Consider the following 25,107-nt stretch of genomic DNA (forward strand, 5'->3'; position numbering starts at 1 on the left):
GTATATTTACGCCCTGTATAAGTATAGTTACAATAAAATAACAATTTAATAATGAAAAATAAAGCTTTATATACGCTTTTGTTAATGGTTCCGTTATTTTCTTTCTCTCAGACAAAGGAAGAAAGAGAAAAAATTGCCTCATTCTCTAATAAAGAAGCTAATACGGTATTAGGAAAACAGTTGCACGAGGAGGAAGTTGCGAGAAAAGCCAGAGTGGAAGCCTATCTTAAGAATAATCCTAATGTTGAAAGAGTATTCATAGATGCCAAAATGAATAAAACTGAAATACTGGATGTCCTTCCAAACGGCGAATTAATTTACGCTAAAACACACAATGCAGGAGCTGCAACTACTGCAAGAGCTACCAGTTTATATGATGGTGGAAATTTAGGATTGAATATTCAGGGTCAAAATATGATTGCCGGTGTCTGGGATGGGGGCAGTGCCAGAAATTCTCATCAGGAATTTATGGTTAACTCGGCTTCCAAAGTCACGATAATGGATGGTGGAACTGAGGACGACCATGCTACCCATGTCGCAGGGACAATTGCTGCACAGGGAATTGTTTCTAATGCACGGGGTGTTGCTTTTAACGCTTCGATTAACTCTTATGATTGGACTGCTGATTTATCCGAAATGCTTACCGCAGCTGCAAATGGCTTACTAATGTCTAACCATTCATATGGAATAGGTTCGCTGGGTAGTATCTGGTTTTACGGAGCATATGATTCGCGCGCTAGACAGATTGATAATATTACATTTAATAACCCCTACTATTTGCCAGTTGTTTCTGCAGGTAATGATCGCGGAGAAACAACTGCTCCAGGTTCTACTCAAAATGCGGCGAAAGCTGGATATGACTTAATCTTTGGACATGGGAATGCCAAAAATGCACTTACGGTCGCGGCTGTGGGGCAAGTCTTAAATTATACTGGAGCGTCAAGTGTTCCAATGTCCAGTTTTAGCAGTTGGGGCCCTTCCGACGATGGAAGAATTAAGCCCGAAATTTCCATGAAAGGTGTTAATGTTAGGTCAACCCTAGATACCAACGATACTGCTTACGGGTTTATGTCAGGAACATCGATGGCTTCCCCTGGCGTTACTGGTGTAATAACTCTCTTACAACAGTATCATAATCAACTTTACGCGTCGTATATGAAATCTGCAACTACGAAAGGACTTATTTTACACACCGCTGATGAAGCTGGAGATTTCACTGGTCCCGACTATCAATTTGGATGGGGTCTTATTAATGCCGAAAGCGCTGCTAAAGTAATTAGAGATAAAAATCTGCCTACGAACAGAAGTGTTATAGAAGAATTGTCTTTGGGAAATGGGACTACTTACACAAAAACTATTACAGCAACAGGTAGCGAACCTCTAAAGGTGTCAATTTCTTGGACCGATCCTGCGTTTTCCGGTCATAATACTGGAGTAGTTGATCCTAGCACAAAATATCTGGTAAATGACTTGGATGTCAAAGTAACAAATGCAGCGGGTACAGTTTATTATCCATGGAAATTGCAGGGAATGGCGGCTTACTATGATTCACCAACTAATAACTCCACCAACGATACAGATGTCTTTGAACGTGTCGATATTGAAAATCCTTCAGGTCTTTACACTATTACAGTTACGCACAAAGGCACTCTGTCCGCAAATCAAAATTTCACCCTCATAGCTTCCTCAAATAATCTTTCTACATTAAATGTGAACGATATGCAAGATGTCAATGAGCAAATTCATTTTTATCCTAATCCCGCAAAAGATTTCTTATATATAAATAATAGTAACTCTGTAGAGGCTACCGTAACTATTTTAGATATGGCAGGAAGGTTAGTGTCCAAACAGACGACAAGAAATGGAAAGATATCTGTTTCCGAATTGGTTAATGGTAATTATATGTTAATTTATATTGATACTAAAGGTCGCGAAATCTCACATCGCTTCGTTAAAAGCTCATAAACACAGCTTTTTATTGCGAACTTATTCTTAAAAATTAAATTTGTGTATGTTAATTTAAATTAACATATTTGTCGGATTAAATAGTAAAATATTAAAAATGTTAATATGAATGTAAAGTTACGAGTATTAAGTGCAGGTGTTCTCTTTTTTGTAGGACATGCTGTTTCAGCACAACAAGTTGTAGATACAACTAATGTGTCTGATATTGAGGAGATCGTTTTGGTGACTACAGGTTATTCTACAGTAAAGAAAGAAAGAGTTTCCGGAGCTATTACCTCAGTGAAATCTGATGATATTGAAAACACACCTGGTGCAACTGTGCAGCAGGCTTTAGTTGGAAAACTATCTGGTGTGGATATCTCATTTGGTTCGGGAGCACCTGGTTCGGCGAGTTTAAGGGTTGATATCAGAGGAACGCAAACGATTAATGGAGCCGTTGCTCCACTGTACATTGTTGATGGAATTCCAATTTCAGCATCGGCATTCCAATTATTGGACCCTAATAGTTTCCAGTCTCTTGATGTTGTAAAAGATTATGGTACCGCTGCACAGTATGGAGCTTCAGGCGGTGGAGGTATAATATTAATCACTACTAAAAAAGGTAGAAACAGAAGTAGAGCATTGGTAACCTACACAGGTCAGACCGGTGTTTCTACCAGAGCAAACGATAAAGTTAACCTCATGAATTCCAGACAATGGAATACGTTCAGAAGATCTATTGGTTTAGGAAATCCATATACAGGTACTGCTTACACAGATGCAGATATTGAATTGTTAGCTGGAAGAAATACTGATTGGGGCAAGCTTGTATATCAAGATGGAGTTTTTAATCAGCATAATTTTGAAGTATCAGGTGGATCGGATGCATTTACCTATTACAGTAACATAGGCTATTTTAATCAGGAAGGGACAATCCGCGGGTCGGGTCAGGAAAGAATCACTGCAACTGTAAATTTGGGTGCTAAGGTTTCAGAGAAATTTGATTTGAATTTTAACAATAGTTTCACCTATGGAATGAGGAATAATATTTCTTCTGAGGGAGCTATTAACTTGAATAACCCTGCCGCTGTTGCTTATCTGGCTCCACCAAGTGATTTACCATTTTTACCAGGTGGCGGATACAATGCTGGTGCTGGATTGCTTGGAGGGAACTTTCTGCAGACGCTGAATACTAGAATTAGTGAGACTAATCAGTTCAGATTGGTAAGTGGATTAAATGGAACATATAGATTCACAGACAACCTGAGCGCAAAGCAAACTGTGGGTATAGACTTCAGAAATACAAATGCAGAGTCATTTACCAATCCTGATACCTACCTTGGTGGTATTACTACACCAGGTAATGCAGGTGCTTTAGGCAGATCTAATTCGCAAGTATCTTCAATCCTGAGCAATACTTCGGTTACTTATAACAATACATTTGCGGACCGTCATGACTTAACTGTTACCGGTCTTTATGAGTACTTTGGTAAGTTCATTAAGTCATTTGGATATACAGGATATGGTCTGAATAATCTGTTTATCAATAGTCCAGCGGGTATTAATGTTTCCAGTGGAACCCTACCATCACTTTCTGGAGGATATACTAAGTATCATAGGTTAGCTTATGTTGGTTTGTTGAATTATTCATTTGACGATAAGTACAGCTTTAATGCATCGATCCGTAGAGAAAGTGCTTCTGATTTTGGTGATAACTTTAAATGGGGTACCTTCTGGGGAGCTGGTTTTGCATGGCAATTGAATAAAGAAGAATTCATGCAGCCGCTTACATTCATCAATATCCTGAAGCCAAGAGTTTCTTATGGTGAAGTTGGTAATCCTAGAGATCCGGAAACAGCTAGCCCTTATGAAACTTCAAGAAATTATTTTACAGGTTCCTATAACAATATTACCACATTAAATCCTAACAATCCTGGTAACCCAAATTTTAAGTGGGAAGTTGGTAAGGAATTAAGTGTAGGTTTAGATTTTGGATTTTTGCAGAACAGAATCAGTGGTTCAGTCGATTACTATGCTAGAAAGACCTCTGAACTATATCTAAGTAAAACACTTTCCGGAACTACCGGCTTTTCCTCAATTGATAACTTTAATGCAGGAGAGATGGAAAACAAAGGTTTCGAAGTACAGTTGAGTGCAGATGTAGTTAGAACTGATGATTTCAGATGGTCATTGTTTGGTAACTTCGCGCAGAACAAAAACAAAGTTACTTCTCTTGGTGAAGTAAATGAATACGAACTAGGTACTTCTATTGTTAGAGTTGGTCTTCCAATCGGTTCACACTACATGGTAGGTTGGGCTGGTGTAGACGCTAGTAACGGTCAGCCATTATATTATGATGTGAATGGAAACCTTACAAACGTATATTCCGATGCTAACGCAACTGCTAACTGGGGATCCTTTAAGCCAGAGATTGTTGGAGGATTTGGTACCGAAATTGCTTATAAAAATCTTACGGTTAGTGCAAACTTTAGATTTAAAGATAAATACTATAGGTTCAACAACGAATCATATTTCCTTGAGAATCCTAACTTTGCGCAGTACAATATGTCAACCAATATGTTAGACATGTGGACGGCCTCAGGACAGGTTACTGATGTACAAAGCTACCTTTATCCAAGACAGTTTAGCTCAAAAGATATTGAAGACGCATCTTTCCTGAGACTGCAGGAAGCTAGAATCAACTATAAAATCTCTAGAAATATTCTGGGCGACTTCATAAACAGTATTGATCTGTTTGTAATTGGTAATAACCTGTATACCTGGACTAACTGGACAGGTCTGGATCCAGATGATAGTAACAACATTGCACAGTATGAATATCCATTCTCAAGGACGATCACATTTGGTGCAAAAATAAATTTCTAAACAATTTAATATAATAAAAGATGAACAAAATAAAATTATTAGTACTCTGTTCCGCTTCATTATTTTTCACAAATTGCAGTAATTTGATGGATGATAATCTTGATCCGGACGGAGTAATTGAAGAGAATGTCTTTAAAACGGTAAAGAATGCTGAAAAGGTAGTATTAGGTGCTTATTCCGCAATTCCGACCAGTGCAAATATCTATGCCCAGGCGCTGTTAACTGATGAGTTAAAATTTGGCGCTCAGAATAACGGACAAGGTAAAGAAGTTCATTCGTGGACCTTTACTTCCGGTCAGGCTGAATTTTCAGGTGTATGGTATGGTGCATATGGATCAATCTCTAATGCAAATAAATTCTTATTAAATTTTGACAATGTCGCTACTTCAACTCCAGCAGAGGTTGCTTTGAAAAATCAACTAAGAGGTGAAGCTCTAGCATTACGTGCATTTAATCATTTCATTTTGGTTAGAAGTTATTCTCCAAAATATAGCCCCAGCGCATTAGGAATTCCTTATGTAACAAGTGATGACATTTTCGCGCAGCCTAGTAGGCCTACAATGCAGGAAACTTATCAAGCGATCATGGATGATGCCGCAGCCGCATATCCTCTGCTTCCCGTTACCACCGCTGACAATAAGTTTAGATTTAATCAGGGTGCCTTAAGAGCAATGCAGGCTTATATAGCTCTTGAAATGGGCGATTTTGATTCTGCGATTAACTACGCCAATCAAGCGCTTGCAATTAACAGTGCATTAGCAAGTACTTTAGGGACTGTTCAGGCAATGTGGACTGATGCGAACAGAGATGAACTTTATATGTATCAGGCAAATTTACCGGGTTCAGCTTCGGCAGCTCCAGGTGCCTTGTTTACAACTACTGCTCTAGCTTCCGGCGGTTTAATTTATTGGCACCCAAGTGTTACATTGTACAGTAAATTTGCTCCTGCAGATTTTAGAAGAACCAGATATTTCGGGGGAACTCCAGCTAACCTTGGTTCGTTCATTGTAAATAAGTATCCAGGGACTGCTGGTAACTATGGTATAAACAATGTGAAATTGTTCAGGGTTGCAGATATGCATTTGGTAAAAGCAGAGGCCTACGCCAGGAAAGCGGCACCAGATTTAGCAGCTTCTTTCGCTTCCTATCAGTTAGTGAGAGTTGCTAGAAATGCAGGAACTTCGGCTCCATTTACAAGCGCAACAGATGCGGTTGATAAAATTTTAGAGGAGAGATGGAAAGAATTTGCATGGGAAGGTTCAAGACTTTTTGATCTGAAGAGAAATGGTCGTACAATTACCAGAGTTGGTGCTGATATTTATATCCTGAATCCAGTTCCATCATTGACTGATATTAACAGATATACGTACCCAATTCCAACTGCTGAAGTTCAGGCTAATCCGAATATGCAACAGAACCCTGGTTATTAATAAGTAAAACAAATTAAAATGAAAAATTTATCATATATTATTTTTTCTTTATTCCTTGTATTTGGAATAACATCCTGCTCGGAAGTAGACGATGATATGTTCTACTACAAAGGTGATGCAATGCTTAACTTTAACAAAGGCACCTTGATTGACGAGTCTGTATTGATTGATACGGATTATAAAGATATCAAACTTTCCTATGGTACAATTGAAGCTGTAACTGGGTCTCACACGGTGAATTTGGTGTTTGACGCTTCTAAATCCACTGCAGTGGAAGGTGTAGACTTCATTATCCAGCAAGGAACTGATGGTCTGGTTGATGGTGAAGTTGGGGGTACGTTTAGTATCCGTTTGTTGGAACCTGCTATTGGAGTTAATAAAACTGCCGTTTTTACTCTTCAGTCCTCCACAATGAAGTTTGCAGATTTTGATCAAGTCTTAACGCTAAGCTGGAAATTACAATGTACTGTAGATTCGTTCCTGGGAGGTGGATTCTTCCTTGCTGATCCGGGATTGTTTACAGGAACATGGCCACAAGAAATAGTTGAAGGTCCAACACCTAATACACTTATCCTTAAGGATTATATTGAGACCGGTTTTGACATTGTTCTTTCTTATGATGCTTCAGGTAACGTAACGTTTGAGCCACAACAAACAGGGTTCATTAATGGTGCCGACGGTATGATCTCTATTAAAATGGCAACTGATGGAACTCCATCAAAGTTTGATGCTTGTAACAGAATTCTTACCTTAAGAGCAAACTATTTCGTTACTGCTGGTACTTTTGGTAACGTAACGGATTTATTTACAGGGATGTAAAAAGTATCACCCGTTATATTCTTTAATTAACCACCTCAATCTTTGAGGTGGTTTTTTTGTATGTAGATAACTGAGCAATTATTATCCGCACATTGTCCGGAGTTTTTTGTTTCCTTTATTTTCTTATTTTTGTTCCAACAATTTCATTGATGAGATATTTATTTTTTCTGGCGGTACTGTTCTCCAATCTGTATGCTTCACAAATCGTGAACAAGACCGACAGCAATATGGTGAAACAGCCGGACTCCCTTGTCATAGACTCGGGTGTGCGTGATTCTCTCAAAATTTTCAAACCGACAATTCAGGATTATATATCCTTTACCCAGTTTTCCGAACGGAAGGTTATAGATACAGTACTCTCTAATGAGAAAACATTTGCTTTCACGCAGTGGAATAACCGTGATAATTTCGGCAGGATACAGTTCGCCAATATCGGCTCGGGCTTTAACCCGTTGGTCTACGAAGTTAATCCCGAGCAGAACCTAACCCTTCTGCCAGAGAACAAGTCGTTTGGATTTTTGGGTATAAAGGACATCCGTTATTATGATGTTAAGACACCGACTACAACATTTATTTACCATAATGCGGTCAGGAATGGGGCAGCGCTTAACTCCACCTACACACAGAATATTGGCAAGAACTTCAACTTCGCGCTGGAGTATATGGGATTGCGTTCTCAGGGGCTCTATAGTAACTCACTTGCGGCAAACAACAATACACTCTTTTCCGGTCATTACATTTCAACTAATCTTAAATATGAAGCCTTCGCTCATTTTATTCATCAGAATATAAATAACCAGGAGAACGGAGGTATTGCCAATAATGAACTTTTCATGGCTGATGACGATGCTTATGATAACCGTGCTAATGTAGAAGTCAATCTGGAAGGTGTAACCTCTCAGTTTTCTGCAAGAAGATATTATTTCAGTCACCAGTTTGCACCTTTTGACCCGGCAAAGTATCCGTTTAAGATTCGCCATACCTTATTTCACCAGGGAAATAAGTACCGGTTTGCACAGGAAGCTCTGCAACCATACTTCTATCAGACAACAGCCAGCTTGGTTCCTGATTTTCCATTAACCACGGGGAAGTTCTCAAAAAATTTCAGTAATACCGTTAGCTTGGTTTTCGATAATGAAAGTTTTAAAGTGGACGCGGGTCTCAGACATCAAATGATGCAACTGGGTGTTACAGAATCCCTGAACATAGCTAATATCACTGTTCCTGCAGAAATCAGGGAAAACCGGATTGGTGCTGTAGGTAATCTTTCTGTTGAGCTATGGGACAGGATAGGGCTCAATTCATTTCTTGAATTTTCCAGAGGTGAAAGATTCGGTAGTTATATTCAATCACGTAACCAATTTAGGTTGGAGCCGGTACAGGGTTATTTTGTTAATGCTAAAGTGAATTTTCAGTCGGCTACACCAAGTTTTAATTATCATCTTAATACCTCACCGTACAGAGCCTATAATTATTTTGAGGACGATTTTAAAAACCAGAGTATCCTGGAGATCGGAGGTAATGTGAACCTGAAGTGGTTCGATACTCAGCTTTTTGTAAACTATTTCAGGATTGATAACTTTACCTATCTCAATGGTACCAGACCGCAGCAAAGTGATAGCCCGGTAAACATTTCGCAAATCGGCGGCGATGCAACTTTTCGCTATGGCAAATTTAATCTGAATTCAAGACTGCTTTTCCAGAATACCCTATCCAACGGTGATCTGTTTCCCGCTCCCAACTTCATTGGACGTGCAAATCTGTATTTCCAAAGTAAGGCCTTTAAGAATGCGGCCGAAATCCAGACGGGAATCAAAGCTCAGTTTTTCACAAAGTTCAGTTCGCGTGAATATTCTCCAATCCTTAATGAGTTTGTGTTGCCCGGCACAGCAGCGTATGATATAGGAGGTATCCCGGTTGTTGATGCTTACTTTAATCTTAAAGTAAAACGAATGTTCTTTTTCATCGAAGGACAGCACCTTAATACTTTGATTGATAATAATAAAGTATATACAGCGCCTCATTATCCATTCTACGATTTTCGCCTGAATATAGGAATCGTTTGGTATATAATAAGTTAATAACCTGTTTTGAAATTACATAAGAAAATACCTTTCGTGGAGCTTAAGGGGATTCCGGATCTTATCACGGATTTTCTGAAATCTGATCTTCCTGGTACAGAAGAGCACCTTTTCTCTCAGCAGAATTTCAAAACAAAAATTGCTTCCAGAGGCCGGCATTATTCCACCGAAACCCGAGAGATACTTTGTGAGGTGCTTTCTGATCAGATGGCCGAACCACATAGCAGTAAGCAAATATTTAATTTAAAGTCGCTACGCGAAAGTAACACGTTCACCATTACTACAGGGCATCAGTTAAACCTGTTTACGGGACCCGTTTTCTTTATTTATAAAATCCTTCAAACCATAAAGACTGCTCAGTATCTAACTTCGGAATTTCCGGAGTATAATTTTGTTCCCGTTTTCTGGATGGCAACGGAGGATCATGATTTTGACGAAATCTGTTTTTTTAATACGGAGCAGCATAGATATGAGATACAGTCTGGGTCCGGTGGTGCCGTTGGGCGTATTATACTTGATAATGTTTCGTTCATAAGCCGTTTTGAGAAGGAATTTCAGGATTCTGTTTTTGGTACCGAACTAATCCTGATGCTTAAAGAGGCTTACAAACCAGGCACTACGTTAGCTGCCGCAACACGGACTTTAGTGGACCGGATATTTGCGGAATACGGACTGCTTATTCTTGATGGTGATGATGCGCGGTTAAAAAATCTGATGATTCCAGCTTTCTCAGAGGAGTTAAATATCTCAGCACTTTCACATAGTGTAAGCAAACAGGTGCAATTCTTAACCGAACGTTACGGAAAGGTCCAGGTTAACCCGCGCGAAATCAACCTTTTTTACCTGTCAGCTTCGAGGAACAGGATTGACAAGCTGGGTGACAGTTATGTTTTGGCAGACAGTGAACGAACATTCACGTCGCAAGAACTTCACAGGGAACTCACGGAGCACCCGGAGAAATTCAGTCCTAATGCTCTAATGAGACCTGTCTACCAGGAAACTGTTCTGCCCAACGTGGCTTATATCGGCGGAAATGCCGAAATCATGTACTGGCTGGAGCTTACAGATTATTTCAAGGATAGAAATATTCCTTTTCCGGTACTCATCCCGAGGAACTCTTTTTTGAATATCACAAATAAGACACTTCAGAAAGTGGACAAAAATCAACTGCAAATTGACGACTTCTTTGGTGATTATGGTTCGGTTATCAATAGTAAGCTGCTGGAAAACAATGAAATCCGGAATTTGCTTAAGGATAAAGCGGGGGAGGTAGCAGCTGCATTTCAGTCTATTCGTGTCCTGGCTTCAAGGACCGATAAAACGTTTGGTAACCTTGTCGCTGCAGAAGAAACGCGTCAGCTGAAGTCCTACCGGCGAATGCAAAAAAGGCTTTTACGTGCTGAAAAAGTGAAACAGTATGAACGGGTTGCGGCGTTACAGGCACTGTATAAAGAAGTACATCCCGGAAATAAATGGCAGGAGCGGGTTTATAATTTCAGTGTGTTTTACTCTTTCGGAGGCAGCGCTTGGCTCAAATCTTGTTTAGAGGAAATGGAAGTTACCCAGGCCAGTTTGGTGGTTATGGTAGATTAATCCTAAAGCCGTAATTTTGTAAAGAATACTTGTACTAAAGATGATGAAGAAAATATTCATAATGTCCGTTTTACTGTTGTTCAGCGGAGTATCGGCGCAAAAGAAAACGCACACCGTTTCTAAAGGTGACAATGCCTACAATATTTCAAAGAAATATGGAATTTCGCTGGATGAATTTTTCAGATTAAATCCGGATTCCAAAAGTGGCAATCTTAAAATAGGCGAGGTTGTTACCGTTAAAACCGGTTCTGGGATGCCAAGTTCCACAACGGTAGGCTACATCACTGTGGAGCCTGGACAAACGTTGTACGGGATTCTAAAACAGTATAAAGTTTCAGAGTCAGAAATTAAGAAACTTAATCCCGGACTGGAGTCTAACCTTAAAGTTGGCGACCGTCTTGCACTTCCTGCTTCCAGCATTTCGCGCTACTCTGGTTCTGCCGCAGTAAGTGTTGCGGGAAACCGTAACAGTTCTGTAATTAAGGATGCTCCCGCAAACAACTATACTTCCAGCGGCATTTCAACAGACAATTTTGTAACCTATACTGTTCAGTCAGGAGACACCACTTTTGGTATTGTGAATAAATTTGCTGTAACTCTGGATGATCTCATCCGCTTAAACGCTGATCTTTCCAAAGGTCTAAAAACAGGTATGGTGCTTAAGATTAAACCAGCCGATAAAGCGTATGTGAAAAAGTCCGGCGATGAGTTGAATGTTGTTGTCATGCTTCCGTTTGGTTATGAATCCGGCGACAGCAAATACAGAAGTATGTCCATGGATTTTCTGTCCGGAGCAAAACTCGCTGTTGAAAGGAATGCACGACGCGGACAAAAACTTAATATAAAGGTCGTGGATGCAGGTAGTGAGGCTACTTTCAAGAACTCGCTTACACAGATCAACCGGGATAATACTGATTTAATAGTGGGACCACTTTTCAAATCAAGTATTCTGGAAGTATTGGAATACGTAAAAGACAGTAAAATTCCTGTCGTAGCTCCCTTTGCAAACTCGGAAGATCTTTATGGATTCAGTAATCTGATTATTGTTGAAACCAACGAACAGACCTATGCAGACCGAATTGTTCAGGAAGTCAAGACTGTTTATTCTGACCAGAAAATATTTGTTGTTGCAGACGTTGACGGGGCACATGCGAATAATATCCGCTCCGCTCTGATGAAGACGTTGAAAAACCCTAATATACAGATTGTAAGTTCCCCATCAGAAATTAAAGCTGATACAAATATGATGACAGGGCAGAGCGTACCCGTAATCGCAATTTTGGCCAGCAATAATGATAACACCGGTGAGTCGTTTGCAGAAAGGATGATTTCAATGTCCAAGGAAGTACAGGGCATAAAAGCTTTTTCTATGTATTACGTACCAACCTTCGAAAAGAAAGCAGACGAACTTACTCAAGCCGGATTAGTCTATATTATGGACAGGACAATCAACACTGAAGGCGCTTTCGAAAAAGAAATTCTTTCAGAATTTAACCAGAAATACTGCAAGACACCCGGTAAATACTCAATTATCGGTTTCGATGTTATGAATGATATGTTAAGTCGCGAGAACAGCCGTGGCGAAATTTTCAGTCAGATGGGTAAAACACAAATACAATTGGCAACAAAGTTTGAATTTGAGCGGGTTCAGAGAAACGGAGCGTACGTGAATACTGGCTATCGCGTAGTCCGTCTGGTACCCTAAATTAAATATGTATTAAAAAAGGCGGCATTGAAATGTAATTTCAATGCCGTTTATTTTGTGTAAATTTGCCGTTATAATTACTAATAAAATTAGATGAAAGCACTTGTATTTCCTGGGCAAGGTTCACAGTTTGTTGGCATGGGAAAAGAACTTTACGATTCCCGGAAAGACATTAAAGACCTGATGGAATCTGCCAATGATGTCCTTGGATTTGATATATTGTCCCTGATGTTCAGCGGTGCTGAAGAGGATCTTAGAAAAACTGAAATTACGCAACCTGCCATATTTATTCATTCACTGGCTGCGCTTAAAGCTACTGATGCTCTCGGTACCGAAATGGTGGCTGGTCATTCACTTGGCGAATTTTCCGCTTTGGTGGCAAATGGTGTTCTGTCGTTTCAGGATGGCTTGAAACTGGTACATGAACGTGCAAAGGCTATGCAGGAAGCATGTGATGCGCATCCAAGTTCAATGGCGGCAATCTTAGGCCTGGACGACAGTAAAGTAGAGGAAATCTGCGCTTCAGTAAATGGCGTTGTGGTTCCTGCCAATTATAATTGTCCCGGTCAGCTTGTTATTTCGGGTGAGACTGATGCTGTGGAAGAAGCATGTGAAAAAATGAAAGAAGCAGGTGCAAAACGGGCACTGATACTTCCGGTAAACGGTGCTTTTCATTCGCCATTGATGCAGTCTGCACAGGACCGTCTGGCAACAGCTATTTCCAGCACTAAGTTCCGTAATTCCACTATTCCTATATATCAGAACATAACTACCACGGCTGTTTCTGATCCGGAAGAAATAAAAAATAACCTGATCGCACAACTTACCGGACCAGTGAAATGGACACAAAGCGTTCAGAATATGATTAAGGACGGCGCTACAAAATTTGTAGAAGTTGGTCCCGGTAAAACACTGCAGGGACTGATTAAAAAGATAAACTCCGAAGTCGTATTTTCATAACTGCTTATGACGGGCAGAATATTTTCGCCGGGAAAATTATTGCTGACATCAGAATACTTTGTCCTGGACGGAGCTCTTGCTCTGGCTGTTCCTACAACGCCAGGTCAGGAGTTTTTTTTTGAGGAGAAGGATGACGCGCAATCCACAGTATTTTGGGAGGCTCTGCATCAGGGAGAACCCTGGCTTAGTGTTAGACTGAATTATAAAACATGGACAATCCTTGATACGAATTTGCCACAGTCTGCCGAGTTTGTGCTCCGTCTCTTAAAAACTGTTCAGCAGCATTCCGGAACCAGGTTTCAGGGCTCGGCATCGTACCATCTTAAAACTAACCTTCAGTTTCCGGCTGATTTCGGCTTGGGAAGCAGTTCTACATTAATAAACAATATCGCCCAGTGGTCGGATAGTGATCCTTACCTTCTGAACACGGTCCTGCTGCACGGCAGTGGTTATGATATTGCTGTTGCACGGGAGAAGCGGGCGATACTTTTTCAGAATGCACCGGAGCTTAATGTGAAACCAGTTCACTACTCTCCAATGTTTAAGGATGATCTGCTCTTTGTACACATCAACCGAAAGCAGGACAGCCGCGCCGGAATCCAGTTGTACAGAAGTAAGGAGAAGTCGGCGGACCTGATTAACCGTTTTTCCGAGCTCACCGCAGAAGTCTATAACAGTACCAACCTTCCTGGGTTCCTGCATTTAATGGAAGAGCATGAAAACTTAGTTTCCGAATTCATCGGCTTGCCTAAAATTAAAGACCGCTTTTTTGCCGATTATGGCGGGACTGTTAAAAGCCTGGGTGCCTGGGGCGGTGACTTTGTACTGGCTTCAAGCCATGGCGATTTCAAATCTTATTTTGCTCAGCGTGGGTATCAGCATGTATTTACCTGGGATCAGTTGATACTGTCGCCATAAGTTGGCATTATCTAATTCATTGGTGACCAATATCATTTTGTTTTAACATGTATAGCTTAGTAAATTTGCTTAAATTTGGCCCATTCAATTCGAAAAAAAATCTATTTCTAGCATGAAACACATCAAAATTATTCAGCAGCTGGATGATCTGGGAATTACAGGTTATCAGGAAGTGGTGTACAATCCGTCTTACGAAGAACTTTTTCAGGCTGAGAATTCAGCAAAGAATGAGGGATTTGAAAAAGGCGCCCTAACTGAGTCCGGTGCTATGGCAGTACAGACCGGTATTTTCACAGGTCGTTCCCCAAAGGACCGCTATATCGTGGAAGACGATGAAACGCGTGATACCATTTATTGGGACGGCAAAGTAAACCTGCCTACAAGTCCGGAAATTTTTGCAAGCTGTAAATCATTAGTGATGGATCAGCTGTCCAAATCCGAGAAGATTTATGTTGTTGATGCGTTTTGTGGCACAAACCCCGATACCCGCCTAAAGGTGAGATTCATTATGGAAGTGGCATGGCAGGCACATTTTGTGACCAATATGTTCATCCGTCCTTCTAATCATGAACTTGAAAACTTTGGAACTCCGGACTTCATGGTGATTAACGGTTCCAAGACTACCAATCCAAACTGGCAGGAACAGGGGCTGAACTCCGAAAACTTCGTGATGTTCAACCTTACAGAAAAAATGCAGATCATTGGTGGTACCTGGTACGGTGGCGAAATGAAGAAAGGAATGTTTGCAATGATGAACTATTTCCTTCCGCTTAAAGGTATGGCATCTATGCACTGCTCTGCAAACGTAGGCGAAGATGGTGATGTAGCTCTGTTTTTCGGTCTTTCAGGTACAGGTAAAACAACTCTTTCTGCGGATCCGAAACGTTATCTGATCGGTGATGATGAGCATGGTTGGGATAACAATGGTGTCTTCAACTTTGAAGGTGGATGTTATGCAAAAGTGATAGACCTTTCCGAAGAGAAAGAACCGGACATCTACAGAGCCATCAAGAGAGATGCACTGCTGGAGAATGTGGTAGTGGACGAGAACGGAAAAATTGACTATACAGATGGTTCAATAACCGAGAACACTCGTGTATCTTACCCTATTTATCATATTAACAAAATTGTACTTCCTTCCAAGGCAGGTCATGCAAGTAAGATTGTATATCTTTCTGCTGATGCTTTCGGGGTATTGCCTCCAGTTTCTATCCTAACAGAAGATCAGGCCCAGTATCACTTCCTTTGCGGCTACACATCGAAGCTTGCCGGTACAGAGAGAGGAATTACCGCACCGGAACCATCTTTTTCACCTGCGTTTGGTGAGGCATTCCTTACCCTGCACCCAACTATGTACTCCAAAACACTTATCGGTAAGATGAAGGAGCATGGTGCTAAAGCATATTTAGTGAACACTGGTTGGAACGGTACCGGAAAAAGAATTTCCCTGAAAGATACCCGTGCAATCATTGATGCCATTATTGACGGCTCTATTGACCGTGCAGAGAAGGCAACCATCCCGGTAATGAACCTGGAAATCCCGACTGCATTACCAAATGTATCAGAAGGTATCCTGGATCCACGCGACACGTATGAAAATGCCTCAGATTGGGAAGCCAAAGCGAGAGACCTTGCGGCAAGATATATTAAGAATTTTGAACAGTACTGCGATTCCGACGAAGCCAGGAAGTTAATCCCTTCAGGACCTCAACTGTAAGCGTCAGTTATCGAATTGAAAAATCCCCAAATTTATTTGGGGATTTTTTGTGCTTAAAGATTCAGGCTTAAGATAGCCAGCCGGTATCCGTTCAATCCGAAGCCGCTTATAATGCCGTCTGTATGAGCCGCTGTAACCGATTTCTGGCGGAATTCCTCCCGTTTATAGATGTTGGAGATGTGAACCTCCACCTTTGGGACTGAAACGTTTTTCAGGCAGTCTGCCAATGCGTACGAATAGTGCGTATAAGCGCCCGGATTGATCACGAGGGCATCATAATCTGAGGCCTGTAATCTGTCTATTAGATCGCCCTCTGCGTTGGATTGGTAATACAGGATAGTATTGTTGATAAATTCAGCCGAAAGGTCCGCAAGCTCTTCCACCATTGTAACTGTACCATAAATCTCAGGTTCGCGGGTGCCAAGCAGATTGAGGTTGGGTCCGTTTACAATCAGTATATTCATATTCAAAATGATTAGTCGCTCAAATTTAAACATAAAAAAACTTCCGAAAAAATTTCGGAAGTTACTTGGTAGCCCGTAGGGGAATCGAACCCCTCTTACCAGAATGAAAATCTGAGGTCCTAACCGATAGACGAACGGGCCAGCCTGTTTATAATTACGCTAACTTGTTAACGTGTTTTGTAAGTTTACTCTTAAGATTAGAGGCTTTATTCTTATGGATAATGTTTCTCTTAGCCAATTTATCTACTAAAGCGATCACTTTTGGAAGCTGTTCAGACGCTACAGTTTTATCCTCTTCATTTCTCAATGCCTTCAAAGCTGTTCTTGCAGTTTTGTGGTAATACTTGTTACGCAGTCTTTTTGCTACGTTCTGTCTGATTCTCTTTAAAGCTGATTTATGATTTGCCATTATTTGTCTCTCAATTGTGGGTGCAAAGATATAGTTTAATTTTAATCCCGCAAATTTATTTTAAAAAAAAATTAAAAAAATTGCTTTTGTAGCCTATAGGGGAATCGAACCCCTGTTGCAAGAATGAAAATCTTGAGTCCTAACCACTAGACGAATAGGCCGGTGAATTTCGGACTGCAAAAATAAGCTTTAATTTTGGTCTCAAAAAATATTTTCAGGTTTATTTTGCTGCTTTTTGGATTACGGAATTTTTAATTCCTTTGTCCTCCAAAGATTTCTGAAGTGTAACTGCTTCCTCCAGAGTTTTTACATTACCGTACGTGTAGTAGAACATACCGTTTAGCTTTTCGCGCTTCAAATCTTTCAGGTTCTTTATAATATAGGAATCCGACGGAAGTTTATCCTTGCCAACAAATACTTCCAAAGTATAATAACCTGTACGCAGGGACTGACCCGGTATAAAGCCCACAGGCGAAGCCGTTCTGAATCCGGCGTCTCGCGCCGTTTTCAGGTTAGCATCCCGCACACTGGCAAGATTGGATACACTGTAGTAATATTTGTACAGGCCGTTTTCCTTGAGGGCCAGTATATAGTTAAGACCTTTAAAAGCAGGATCGCCGTAGTTGTACTTAATGGGGCTGCTCATAAGGAGGATTCTGAAATCGTTTTTAAGTGGAACTTCTTTTTTCTCCTCTTTTTTTGGTGCCTGCACTGCTTCCGGTCCGTTTACTTTACGCGAATAACGTATAATCGCATCGTAAATCTGCGTTGCGGTTTTTTTCTGCCCTTCTTCGCTGTAAAGAAAATAAGCGTCGTCATAATTGTTTACAAACCCGGTCTCTATTAAAACCGAAGGCATGGCACTCATCCTGAGGATATGCAGGTTAGCCTGTTTTACACCACGGGAGTAACGGCCGCCTTTTTCAAAGTTTTCTTCTACAAAACTGCCAATAAATAGGCTGCGCTCCAGATATTTGCTCTGCTGAATCTTCAGTGCGATCAATGATTCCGGTGATGTAGGGTCGTAGGTTGCAAAAACTTCGCGGTCTTTGGCATCAAGATAGATAACGTCGTTTTCTTTTTTTGCAACTTCCAGATTTTCCCGGTTCTGGTTTGGCCCCTGTACGAAGGTTTCCGTTCCCCGGGCAGTAGCACTTTTTGCGGGTGATGAATTTACGTGCACTGAAACAAAAAGATCTGCCTTGCTGCGGTTTGCCAGATTGGTACGCTCGGTTAAAGATGGGTACACATCTGTCTTGCGTGTATAGATTACACGGAAAGCTTTATTGTCCTCCAGCATCCGTCCCAGTTTAAGTACGATGCCAAGGGTAATGTCTTTCTCACGCGGAGTTCCAAATTCGTAGGATCGCGTAGCTCCCACATCGTGGTCACCGTGTCCGGCATCCAGAACAATCGTAAACTTCTTCTGGGCGGTACCTGCGGTGAAAATTAGTAAGAAAAGAGGTAAAAAATATTTTTTAAAACAAAAGTTTGTTATCATCATCAATTCTTAAAATTTATTATAATTTTGCTCGCAAATATTAAAAGCACCGGTATCAAAATAGCCTCCAAAAATATATTACATATTTTAATTATCCTAATTTTTAACAGTTTTTTAGCACCACTCAATGCTCAGAATACTGCTGAAAATAAGGTAATTACTAGTTCTGTTACACCTGCGGATACCGTACGCCTGCAGAGCGAACAACTGTCTGATATAGTGAAAACTAAAGCGGACAGCGAGCGGAACGATTTCCAGCATAAAATGACTTACCTGAACAAAAATGCTCAGGTAAAATATCAGGATATGCAGATCGATGCAGATTATATCCGGATAGATTGGCGCAAAAATGAAATATACGCACGTGGCGAGGTAGACAGCACCGGCCGGATCATCAAGCCCGCAATAGCAACCCAGGCAGGAAAGTCATATGAATACAATGACTTTCAGTACAATTATAAAACACGGCAGGCACTGGCCTATAATGCGCGTACGGAAGAAAGTGAAGGTGTAATTGTAGCACAAAAAACAAAGAAGTATAACGACTCGGTCTTTTTTATGCGTCGCGGACTCTTTACAACAGATGAATATTTTCTGAAGAAGAAAGATACCGCAGCCGATTATCACCTTTTAGCACCTACTATTAAACTGATAAAAGGTAAAGAAAATTCGCAGGTGGTCACTGGCCCCATACAGATGTACATTGAGCAAGTGCCTACACCACTTATTCTTCCTTTCGCAATTCTTCCGTTTTCCGACAAAAGATCTGCAGGTATTCTAATTCCCAGTTTTGGTGAACGTCAGGATGTTGGTTTTTTCCTGAACAGTTTCGGTTATTACCAGCCTATTGGTGAACATTTTGACGTGAAAGTTATGGTAGACTTTTACACTAAAGGTAGTTGGAACATCAGACCCGAAACTAATTATGTAAAGATGTACCGGTACAACGGAAACTTTGCAGCCGACATTGGTTCCACAGTCCGCGGTATTAAAGGTCTGGACGACTACAGCAAAGTGAACACCTACAGGATTTCGTGGCGTCATTCGCAGGATACCAAAGCAAATCCGTTGCTTAATTTCAGTGCGTCCGTAGATCTTGTAAGTTCAAAGTTCTACAATAACACCATTAACAATAATTATATTTTCAACCAGAATGTACTGAACACTCAACAGAATTCAACAGTGAGTGTAACCAAGCGTTTTCTTACATTACCTGTAACGATTACAGGAACGGCTTCCTATTCTCAGAATTTTTCATCAGGACTGGCTGATCTGCGTTTACCACAAATAAATGTTGCAGTAAATCAGTTTTATCTTTTTAAACCACGCACGGGTGTTAGGGAAGGTCTTCTGGAGAACATCACGGTAAATACAGGACTGAATTTTACCAATTTTGCCAATACCGGAGAGGGTGAAATGTTTACCGAGGCAATGTGGGATAAGATGCAAACTGGTCTTAGAAATAATATAACGCTGGGAACAAATACCAATATCGCCAGATATTTCACCTTTTCGCTGGGTGCTAATATAGATAATGCGCTCACGACCAAGACATTGCGAAAAACCTATAATCCTATTACCAATACGGTAGAAGATAACTTTAATAACAAAATTGGAGGTTACTCCGTATTTAGCACCAATGCCAGTTTGCAGACTACCCTTTATGGTACCAAAATATTTAAGGCGGGATCTGCCATTCAGGGCATCAGGCATATGGTGATGCCAAGTATTGGCTTCAGCTACCGTCCCGATTTTGGTACTCCCGGATTTGGATACTTCAGCAGTTATTACGATGCTGCCGGTTCCAACATTCCCTATTCCATTTTTGAACGCGGAATAGTTGGTTCACCTTCCAGTGGTATGGAAGGGGCAGTCAATTTCAGCATCGGAAATAATATTGAGATGAAGGTGCGGAGTAAAAACGATTCAACAGGAACAAAAAAGATCAAAATTTTTGAAGCTCTGAATATTGCGGGAGGGTATAACCTGGCAGCAGAAAACAATAAATGGTCAGTGTTTACCGTGAATGGTCAATCTTCTTTTTTCGACAGTAAACTCAGTCTTAACAGTAATTTGGTTATCGATCCTTACGAAAATGTTTTTGTACCTGCGGAAAACCGGGTGGTTCGTACTGAGAATTTCGGACGGTTCAATATTCAGGGTTTCAACCTGCAACTTTCTTATCCGTTAAGTGATCTGATCTTTGGTGAAAAGGAAGAATTGGATAAAAAGTACAGTACAAAAGGGGAGATCCGAAATGAAAACTATTATTTTGATGATGATAATTATGCCCGTTTCCACCAGCCCTGGACTTTAAATATAAATGCCAATTATGGTTACAACCGCGGGGGAAGCCTGTTTGGAAACACAGTTGCATCGGTGGGCGTGGACGGCAGTATACAGCTTACACCTTACTGGAATATCAACGGGAGTACGCACTACGATTTCATGACACAGGAACTTGCTTATACAAGAGTGGGGTTTTCCCGCGACCAGCGCAGTTTCACCATCAATTTTAACTGGGTGCCTTTCGGGCAGTATAAAGTGTATGATTTCTTTATCGGGATTAAGGCCAATATTCTTCAGGATGCGCTGAAGTATAAGGACAGAAGTTTTACCCAGCCCAATGCGCCTTTCTAACTTAGACCTATCCTTATGGCAGCCATAGGTGACTAAGACTGCCAAATCTCACCTGTATTCCCACGCGCTTCGGTTGACTGTTCCCAATATATATTTTATATTTGCAGAAATCAAAAATCTATGAAAAAAGTAATCACCACAACAAATGCTCCAGCAGCAATAGGCCCTTACGCACAGGCAAATTTAGCCGGTGGCGTGCTGTATATTTCCGGTCAGATTCCGGTTGATCCGGGCACAGGAAATTTGGTGGAAGGGATTGAGAAGGAGACGCATCAGGTGATGAAGAATCTGAAAGCCATTCTTGAAGAGGCAGGAATGACTTTTACAAACGTGGTAAAAGCATCTATCTTTTTAAAGAATATGGATGATTTTGCTGTAATGAACGAAATCTATGCTTCTTATCTGGATGCAGACAGTTATCCGGCGCGTGAAACGGTTCAGGTATCCTGCCTCCCGAAAAATGTAGACATCGAGATCTCTATGATCGCACATCAGGATTAATGAATTTTCTGCGAAATACTTTTGCGGTTCTTATCGGTCTAACTGTAGCACTGTTAGTCATCACTCTGGGCATCAGAACGAACCCGGGCTGGATTACTTTTGAAGATTTTGCACCTTTTGAACATTGGGAAACCTTCCTGAAATCAGTGGAGCATGATAACCGCTTTTTCGGATTCCTGCTTCTTTTCACCGGCGTAGGTTCTGTAATTGGTGGCGTTGCAACCGCGATTATAGTTAAATATGGCAAAGTAGCGTACGCGATATTGATTGGCTTTGTTTTGCTTTTTCTGGCCATGTTGGATATCATTATTTTCCCTTACCACCCAACTTTCTATAAAATCTGTATTTTTCTTACTTTTTTTCCCTTTTCCTGGATCGGTGGTAAGATTGTAGAAGTGATTTACGAAAGAAAAAAACGGCGGTTAAATGAAGCGGCACAACGTTAATATAAGCAATAAATGCGCAGCGCCCCGGTGAAACCGGGGCGCTGCGCATTTATTGATATTGGTTTTTTCTTATTTAATTGGGCATTACAAAACCTTTAGTGTAAATTCGGCCATATTCATCAACAAATTTGATCTGTACATTGCCACGGTGGTTCTTGAGCAGGTTTTCAACATCTTTCTGAGAGTTCACTGGTTTACCGTTCACCTCAATCACGATATAGTTATCTACAATTCCAATCTTGGCCATTTCGCCGCCTTCCTGTACATTTTTAGTTACTACACCGCTGTTAAGTCCATAATCAGTCTTAAACCTGTCACTTAGCGGGGCGAAATCAGCGCCTATCTTTTCGCTTACAGTCAGGTCCGCCCTGGTTCTGACAGAAGTATTTCCACGCTGATCCTTTAGTACGACACGAGATACCATCTCCCGTCCATTTCGCTGGTAAGTAATATTAACAGCATCTCCGGGTCTTTTACTTCCCACCGCAAGCGTAAGATCAGCAAAATCAGAAATAGCAGTATTGTCCACTTTGGTAATAACGTCAGCCTTTCGTAATCCGGCATCTTCGGCACCGCTGTTCGCCGTTACTTCAGTTACGTAAATACCGTTGCCCGTCTTAAGATTGGTTTTAAATTGCTGGTTATATTGCGCCACCTGCTGGTCGTTGGATAGATCAAGTGAATTTACACCAAGAAAACCGCGCTGCACCAGGCCATACTTCTTTATGTCTTCAACAATTTTTCTAGCTAAGTTTGAAGGTACTGCAAAACCGTATCCCTGATAGTATCCGTTTGTGGAAGATATAGCGGAGTTAATTCCAATAAGATCGCCATTAGGATTTACAAGAGCTCCACCTGAGTTTCCGGGGTTAATAGCCGCATCCGTCTGTATAAAACTTTCTATTGGATTGCTTGCTTTGCCCTGACCTCCCAAAATTCCGATTCCACGTCCTTTCGCTGAAATGATTCCCGCTGTCACAGTAGAGTTCAGTCCAAGTGGATTACCAACTGCCAAAACCCACTGACCCACTTCCACATTATCAGAATTGGCGAAATTTAGATAGGGTAGACCTTTCTCTTCAACCTTAAGCAATGAAATGTCGGTGTTAGGGTCCGTACCTACCAGGGTAGCAATGTAACTTTTCTTGTTGCTGAGAACCACCTCCAGTTTATTTGCACCCGCTACTACGTGGTTATTGGAGATAATGTATCCGTCCGGTGATATAATTACCCCTGATCCCATACCAGATGGAATATTGTCTGGTTTCTGCTGGCTGCGCGGGTTTCTGTCAGGCTGGCGAAAAAAGTAATCAAAAATGTCCTGCTCACTGCTGCGTCCTGCCGATCTGTTAGAGTAGTTCTTAATTGTAACCACTGCCGGAACTGTCGTTTTGGCAGCTTTTACAAAGTCTTCACCTAAAGCGGCCTGGTTAAATCCCGCGAAACTTACGTCAGATTTTGCGCTAGAGAAATAACCGGTATCAACTACTGCTGCGTCGTTCTTGATATAATTGATTGCTCCGAATGTTGTAGCGCCGGAAACTACACCTACTACGGCATACGGTAATAATTTCTTAAATATATTCTTCATAGTATCTTGTTATTGTCTTTCTCATTTAAACAAATATGATGCTATATGTGTAGGCGAATATTTAAACTTGTTTCATCTTTAACTAAAAATTAACGACTCCGTGTCAAATTTAATGATTTTTAAGGAATGTTATGTAAACGGACCGGGAATCCGACTCTAACATTCTGTCATTTTGGCATCTACACCCATTTTTAAATAACTTATCTTTGCAAAAATTTATTCAAAAAATGACAAAAAGCGGTAAAATAGAACTAATGTCACCTGCCGGTGATTTCACTGCCCTGCAGGCGGCTCTCGACAATGGAGCAGATTCTGTTTACTTTGGAGTAGAGCAGCTTAATATGCGGGCCAGGGCTTCCATGAACTTTACCTTGGAAGATTTGCCTGAGATAGCTAGGAGATGCGGCGAAAAAGGGGTACGCAGCTACCTTACACTTAATACGATTATATACGACCACGACCTTTCAATTATAAAAACTTTGCTCGATACCGCAAAGTCTGCAGGACTTACAGCGGTAATCGCAATGGATCAGGCGGTAATTTCTTACGCCCGTCAAATCGGATTTGAAGTTCATATCTCCACACAGATCAATATTACTAATATTGAAACAGTTAAATTCTATGCGCTGTTTGCAGATACGATGGTGATGAGCCGTGAGTTAAGTATTACACAAATCAAAAAAATCTGCGACCAGATAGTGAAGGATGACGTAAGAGGTCCTTCCGGTAATTTAGTAGAAGTAGAAATCTTTGGCCATGGTGCGCTTTGTATGGCGGTTTCGGGTAAATGTTACCTAAGTCTCCATTCTGCCAATTCCTCTGCAAACCGCGGAGCATGCAAGCAGAACTGCCGTAAAAAATACACGGTGACAGATCAGGAAACAGGGTTCGAGATTGAACTGGATAACGAATATATGATGTCGCCAAAGGACCTGTGTACTATTGGATTTCTGAACGATATTGTGGATGCCGGTGTTCAGGTTCTTAAGATAGAAGGCCGTGGCAGAGCACCTGAATATGTTGCTACCGTGACCAAATGTTACCGCGAGGCTATTGATGCTGTTGCCGATGGTACTTTTACTCAGGAAAAAGTGGAAGAATGGATGAAGCAACTTGAGACCGTTTATAACCGTGGCTTCTGGAGTGGATATTACCTGGGTCAGGAACTTGGCGAATGGTCTTCGAATTCCGGATCCAGCGCTACCCAGAAAAAAGTGTATGTTGGAAAGGGTAGACATTTCTATACAAAGTCCAGTATTGCTGAATTCCTGATTGAAGCTTATGACGTAAATGTAGGCGATACAGTACTTATCCAGGGTCCTACTACGGGATCTCAGGAAATGGTTCTGGAGGCTATGCAGGTAGATGCAAGGCCGGAAGCAAACAAGGCCACGAAATCGGATGTCATTACGTTTAAAACAGATTTCAGAGTAAGGCCAAGTGATAAACTGTATAAAATTGTGCAGTCCTAAACAGTACTTTTCACGCCAATCCACAATTTA

Annotated in this window: 18 protein-coding genes and 2 tRNA genes; 14 read left to right on the forward strand and 6 right to left on the reverse strand. The window is 41.0% G+C overall.

Annotated features, from left to right (window positions below):
• The first annotated feature begins 51 nt into the window (after nt 1-51).
• The 10 genes from H1R16_RS08785 to pckA all read left to right on the forward strand — a co-directional run bounded on the left by H1R16_RS08785 (nt 52) and on the right by pckA (nt 16,053).
• Complete coding sequence (locus H1R16_RS08785) at nt 52-1,965, forward strand: S8 family serine peptidase (RefSeq protein WP_181886950.1); 1,914 nt, start codon at nt 52-54, stop codon at nt 1,963-1,965.
• 105 nt (nt 1,966-2,070) lie between these two features.
• Entirely contained in the window at nt 2,071-4,830 is a 2,760-nt protein-coding gene (locus H1R16_RS08790; protein ID WP_181886949.1) for a SusC/RagA family TonB-linked outer membrane protein, read from the forward strand.
• Nucleotides 4,831-4,850: 20 nt separating this feature from the next.
• On the forward strand, nt 4,851-6,260 hold the full coding sequence (locus H1R16_RS08795; protein WP_181886948.1) for a RagB/SusD family nutrient uptake outer membrane protein: 1,410 nt from the start codon (nt 4,851-4,853) through the stop codon (nt 6,258-6,260).
• Nucleotides 6,261-6,278: 18 nt separating this feature from the next.
• Nucleotides 6,279-7,079: a hypothetical protein gene (locus H1R16_RS08800; RefSeq protein ID WP_181886947.1), complete on the forward strand. Its 801-nt coding sequence runs from the start codon at nt 6,279-6,281 to the stop codon at nt 7,077-7,079.
• A 149-nt stretch (nt 7,080-7,228) separates the two neighbouring features.
• Nucleotides 7,229-9,160, forward strand: a complete 1,932-nt coding sequence (locus tag H1R16_RS08805; RefSeq protein WP_181886946.1) for a putative porin — start codon at nt 7,229-7,231, stop codon at nt 9,158-9,160.
• 9 nt (nt 9,161-9,169) lie between these two features.
• Nucleotides 9,170-10,753 carry a bacillithiol biosynthesis cysteine-adding enzyme BshC gene (gene bshC, locus H1R16_RS08810; RefSeq protein WP_181886945.1) on the forward strand — a complete coding sequence of 528 codons (1,584 nt, stop codon included), beginning with the start codon at nt 9,170-9,172 and terminating at the stop codon, nt 10,751-10,753.
• A 43-nt stretch (nt 10,754-10,796) separates the two neighbouring features.
• Nucleotides 10,797-12,458: a LysM peptidoglycan-binding domain-containing protein gene (locus H1R16_RS08815; protein WP_181887369.1), complete on the forward strand. Its 1,662-nt coding sequence runs from the start codon at nt 10,797-10,799 to the stop codon at nt 12,456-12,458.
• 93 nt (nt 12,459-12,551) lie between these two features.
• Complete coding sequence (gene fabD / locus H1R16_RS08820; RefSeq protein WP_181886944.1) at nt 12,552-13,418, forward strand: ACP S-malonyltransferase; 867 nt, start codon at nt 12,552-12,554, stop codon at nt 13,416-13,418.
• Nucleotides 13,419-13,424: 6 nt separating this feature from the next.
• Nucleotides 13,425-14,336, forward strand: a complete 912-nt coding sequence (locus tag H1R16_RS08825) for a GYDIA family GHMP kinase (RefSeq protein ID WP_181886943.1) — start codon at nt 13,425-13,427, stop codon at nt 14,334-14,336.
• 112 nt (nt 14,337-14,448) lie between these two features.
• Nucleotides 14,449-16,053, forward strand: a complete 1,605-nt coding sequence (gene pckA / locus H1R16_RS08830) for a phosphoenolpyruvate carboxykinase (ATP) (protein ID WP_181886942.1) — start codon at nt 14,449-14,451, stop codon at nt 16,051-16,053.
• A gap of 53 nt (nt 16,054-16,106) precedes the next feature.
• Here the strand turns inward: pckA and H1R16_RS08835 are convergent, their stop codons facing one another.
• From H1R16_RS08835 to H1R16_RS08855, 5 genes are all read right to left on the reverse strand, one after another.
• Entirely contained in the window at nt 16,107-16,517 is a 411-nt protein-coding gene (locus H1R16_RS08835) for a type II 3-dehydroquinate dehydratase (RefSeq protein WP_181886941.1), read from the reverse strand.
• Nucleotides 16,518-16,583: 66 nt separating this feature from the next.
• A tRNA-Glu gene (locus tag H1R16_RS08840) sits at nt 16,584-16,658 on the reverse strand.
• 13 nt (nt 16,659-16,671) lie between these two features.
• A complete protein-coding gene (gene rpsT / locus H1R16_RS08845) occupies nt 16,672-16,926 on the reverse strand; it encodes a 30S ribosomal protein S20 (RefSeq protein ID WP_181886940.1) in 255 nt (84 codons plus the stop codon).
• An 89-nt stretch (nt 16,927-17,015) separates the two neighbouring features.
• Nucleotides 17,016-17,087 (reverse strand) — tRNA-Glu (locus tag H1R16_RS08850).
• A 59-nt stretch (nt 17,088-17,146) separates the two neighbouring features.
• Nucleotides 17,147-18,430 carry an N-acetylmuramoyl-L-alanine amidase family protein gene (locus H1R16_RS08855; RefSeq protein WP_181886939.1) on the reverse strand — a complete coding sequence of 428 codons (1,284 nt, stop codon included), beginning with the start codon at nt 18,428-18,430 and terminating at the stop codon, nt 17,147-17,149.
• Nucleotides 18,431-18,691: 261 nt separating this feature from the next.
• On the opposite strand from H1R16_RS08855, the gene H1R16_RS08860 reads away from it, so the two are divergent.
• The 3 genes from H1R16_RS08860 to H1R16_RS08870 all read left to right on the forward strand — a co-directional run bounded on the left by H1R16_RS08860 (nt 18,692) and on the right by H1R16_RS08870 (nt 22,014).
• Nucleotides 18,692-21,067, forward strand: a complete 2,376-nt coding sequence (locus H1R16_RS08860; RefSeq protein ID WP_228451086.1) for a putative LPS assembly protein LptD — start codon at nt 18,692-18,694, stop codon at nt 21,065-21,067.
• 120 nt (nt 21,068-21,187) lie between these two features.
• On the forward strand, nt 21,188-21,568 hold the full coding sequence (locus tag H1R16_RS08865) for a RidA family protein (RefSeq protein ID WP_181886938.1): 381 nt from the start codon (nt 21,188-21,190) through the stop codon (nt 21,566-21,568).
• A complete protein-coding gene (locus H1R16_RS08870) occupies nt 21,568-22,014 on the forward strand; it encodes a hypothetical protein (RefSeq protein WP_181886937.1) in 447 nt (148 codons plus the stop codon). Before H1R16_RS08865 ends, H1R16_RS08870 begins: the two co-directional genes overlap by 1 nt.
• Before the next feature lie 73 nt (nt 22,015-22,087).
• On the opposite strand, the gene H1R16_RS08875 is transcribed toward H1R16_RS08870, so the two are convergent.
• Nucleotides 22,088-23,605, reverse strand: coding sequence for a trypsin-like peptidase domain-containing protein (locus H1R16_RS08875; RefSeq protein WP_181886936.1), 1,518 nt, complete (start codon nt 23,603-23,605; stop codon nt 22,088-22,090).
• 227 nt (nt 23,606-23,832) lie between these two features.
• On the opposite strand from H1R16_RS08875, the gene H1R16_RS08880 reads away from it, so the two are divergent.
• Nucleotides 23,833-25,077 (forward strand): peptidase U32 family protein, encoded by a 1,245-nt coding sequence (locus tag H1R16_RS08880; RefSeq protein WP_181886935.1) that lies wholly within the window; start codon nt 23,833-23,835, stop codon nt 25,075-25,077.
• Nucleotides 25,078-25,107: the final 30 nt, after the last annotated feature.

The organism is Marnyiella aurantia, from assembly GCF_014041915.1.
GTDB classification, from domain to species: domain Bacteria; phylum Bacteroidota; class Bacteroidia; order Flavobacteriales; family Weeksellaceae; genus Marnyiella; species Marnyiella aurantia.

Bases quoted from the DNA above. Each gene is read 5' to 3' on its own strand.
- H1R16_RS08880 (WP_181886935.1), top strand. From the start codon at position 23,833: ATGACAAAAAGCGGTAAAATAGAACTAATGTCACCTGCCGGTGATTTC.
- H1R16_RS08805 (WP_181886946.1), top strand. From the start codon at position 7,229: ATGAGATATTTATTTTTTCTGGCGGTACTGTTCTCCAATCTGTATGCT.
- H1R16_RS08835 (WP_181886941.1), bottom strand. From the start codon at position 16,517: ATGAATATACTGATTGTAAACGGACCCAACCTCAATCTGCTTGGCACC.
- H1R16_RS08795 (WP_181886948.1), top strand. From the start codon at position 4,851: ATGAACAAAATAAAATTATTAGTACTCTGTTCCGCTTCATTATTTTTC.
- H1R16_RS08860 (WP_228451086.1), top strand. From the start codon at position 18,692: ATGACTTACCTGAACAAAAATGCTCAGGTAAAATATCAGGATATGCAG.
- H1R16_RS08800 (WP_181886947.1), top strand. From the start codon at position 6,279: ATGAAAAATTTATCATATATTATTTTTTCTTTATTCCTTGTATTTGGA.
- H1R16_RS08870 (WP_181886937.1), top strand. From the start codon at position 21,568: ATGAATTTTCTGCGAAATACTTTTGCGGTTCTTATCGGTCTAACTGTA.
- rpsT (WP_181886940.1), bottom strand. From the start codon at position 16,926: ATGGCAAATCATAAATCAGCTTTAAAGAGAATCAGACAGAACGTAGCA.
- H1R16_RS08790 (WP_181886949.1), top strand. From the start codon at position 2,071: ATGAATGTAAAGTTACGAGTATTAAGTGCAGGTGTTCTCTTTTTTGTA.
- fabD (WP_181886944.1), top strand. From the start codon at position 12,552: ATGAAAGCACTTGTATTTCCTGGGCAAGGTTCACAGTTTGTTGGCATG.
- H1R16_RS08825 (WP_181886943.1), top strand. From the start codon at position 13,425: ATGACGGGCAGAATATTTTCGCCGGGAAAATTATTGCTGACATCAGAA.
- H1R16_RS08865 (WP_181886938.1), top strand. From the start codon at position 21,188: ATGAAAAAAGTAATCACCACAACAAATGCTCCAGCAGCAATAGGCCCT.
- H1R16_RS08785 (WP_181886950.1), top strand. From the start codon at position 52: ATGAAAAATAAAGCTTTATATACGCTTTTGTTAATGGTTCCGTTATTT.
- H1R16_RS08875 (WP_181886936.1), bottom strand. From the start codon at position 23,605: ATGAAGAATATATTTAAGAAATTATTACCGTATGCCGTAGTAGGTGTA.
- pckA (WP_181886942.1), top strand. From the start codon at position 14,449: ATGAAACACATCAAAATTATTCAGCAGCTGGATGATCTGGGAATTACA.
- H1R16_RS08855 (WP_181886939.1), bottom strand. From the start codon at position 18,430: ATGATGATAACAAACTTTTGTTTTAAAAAATATTTTTTACCTCTTTTC.
- H1R16_RS08815 (WP_181887369.1), top strand. From the start codon at position 10,797: ATGAAGAAAATATTCATAATGTCCGTTTTACTGTTGTTCAGCGGAGTA.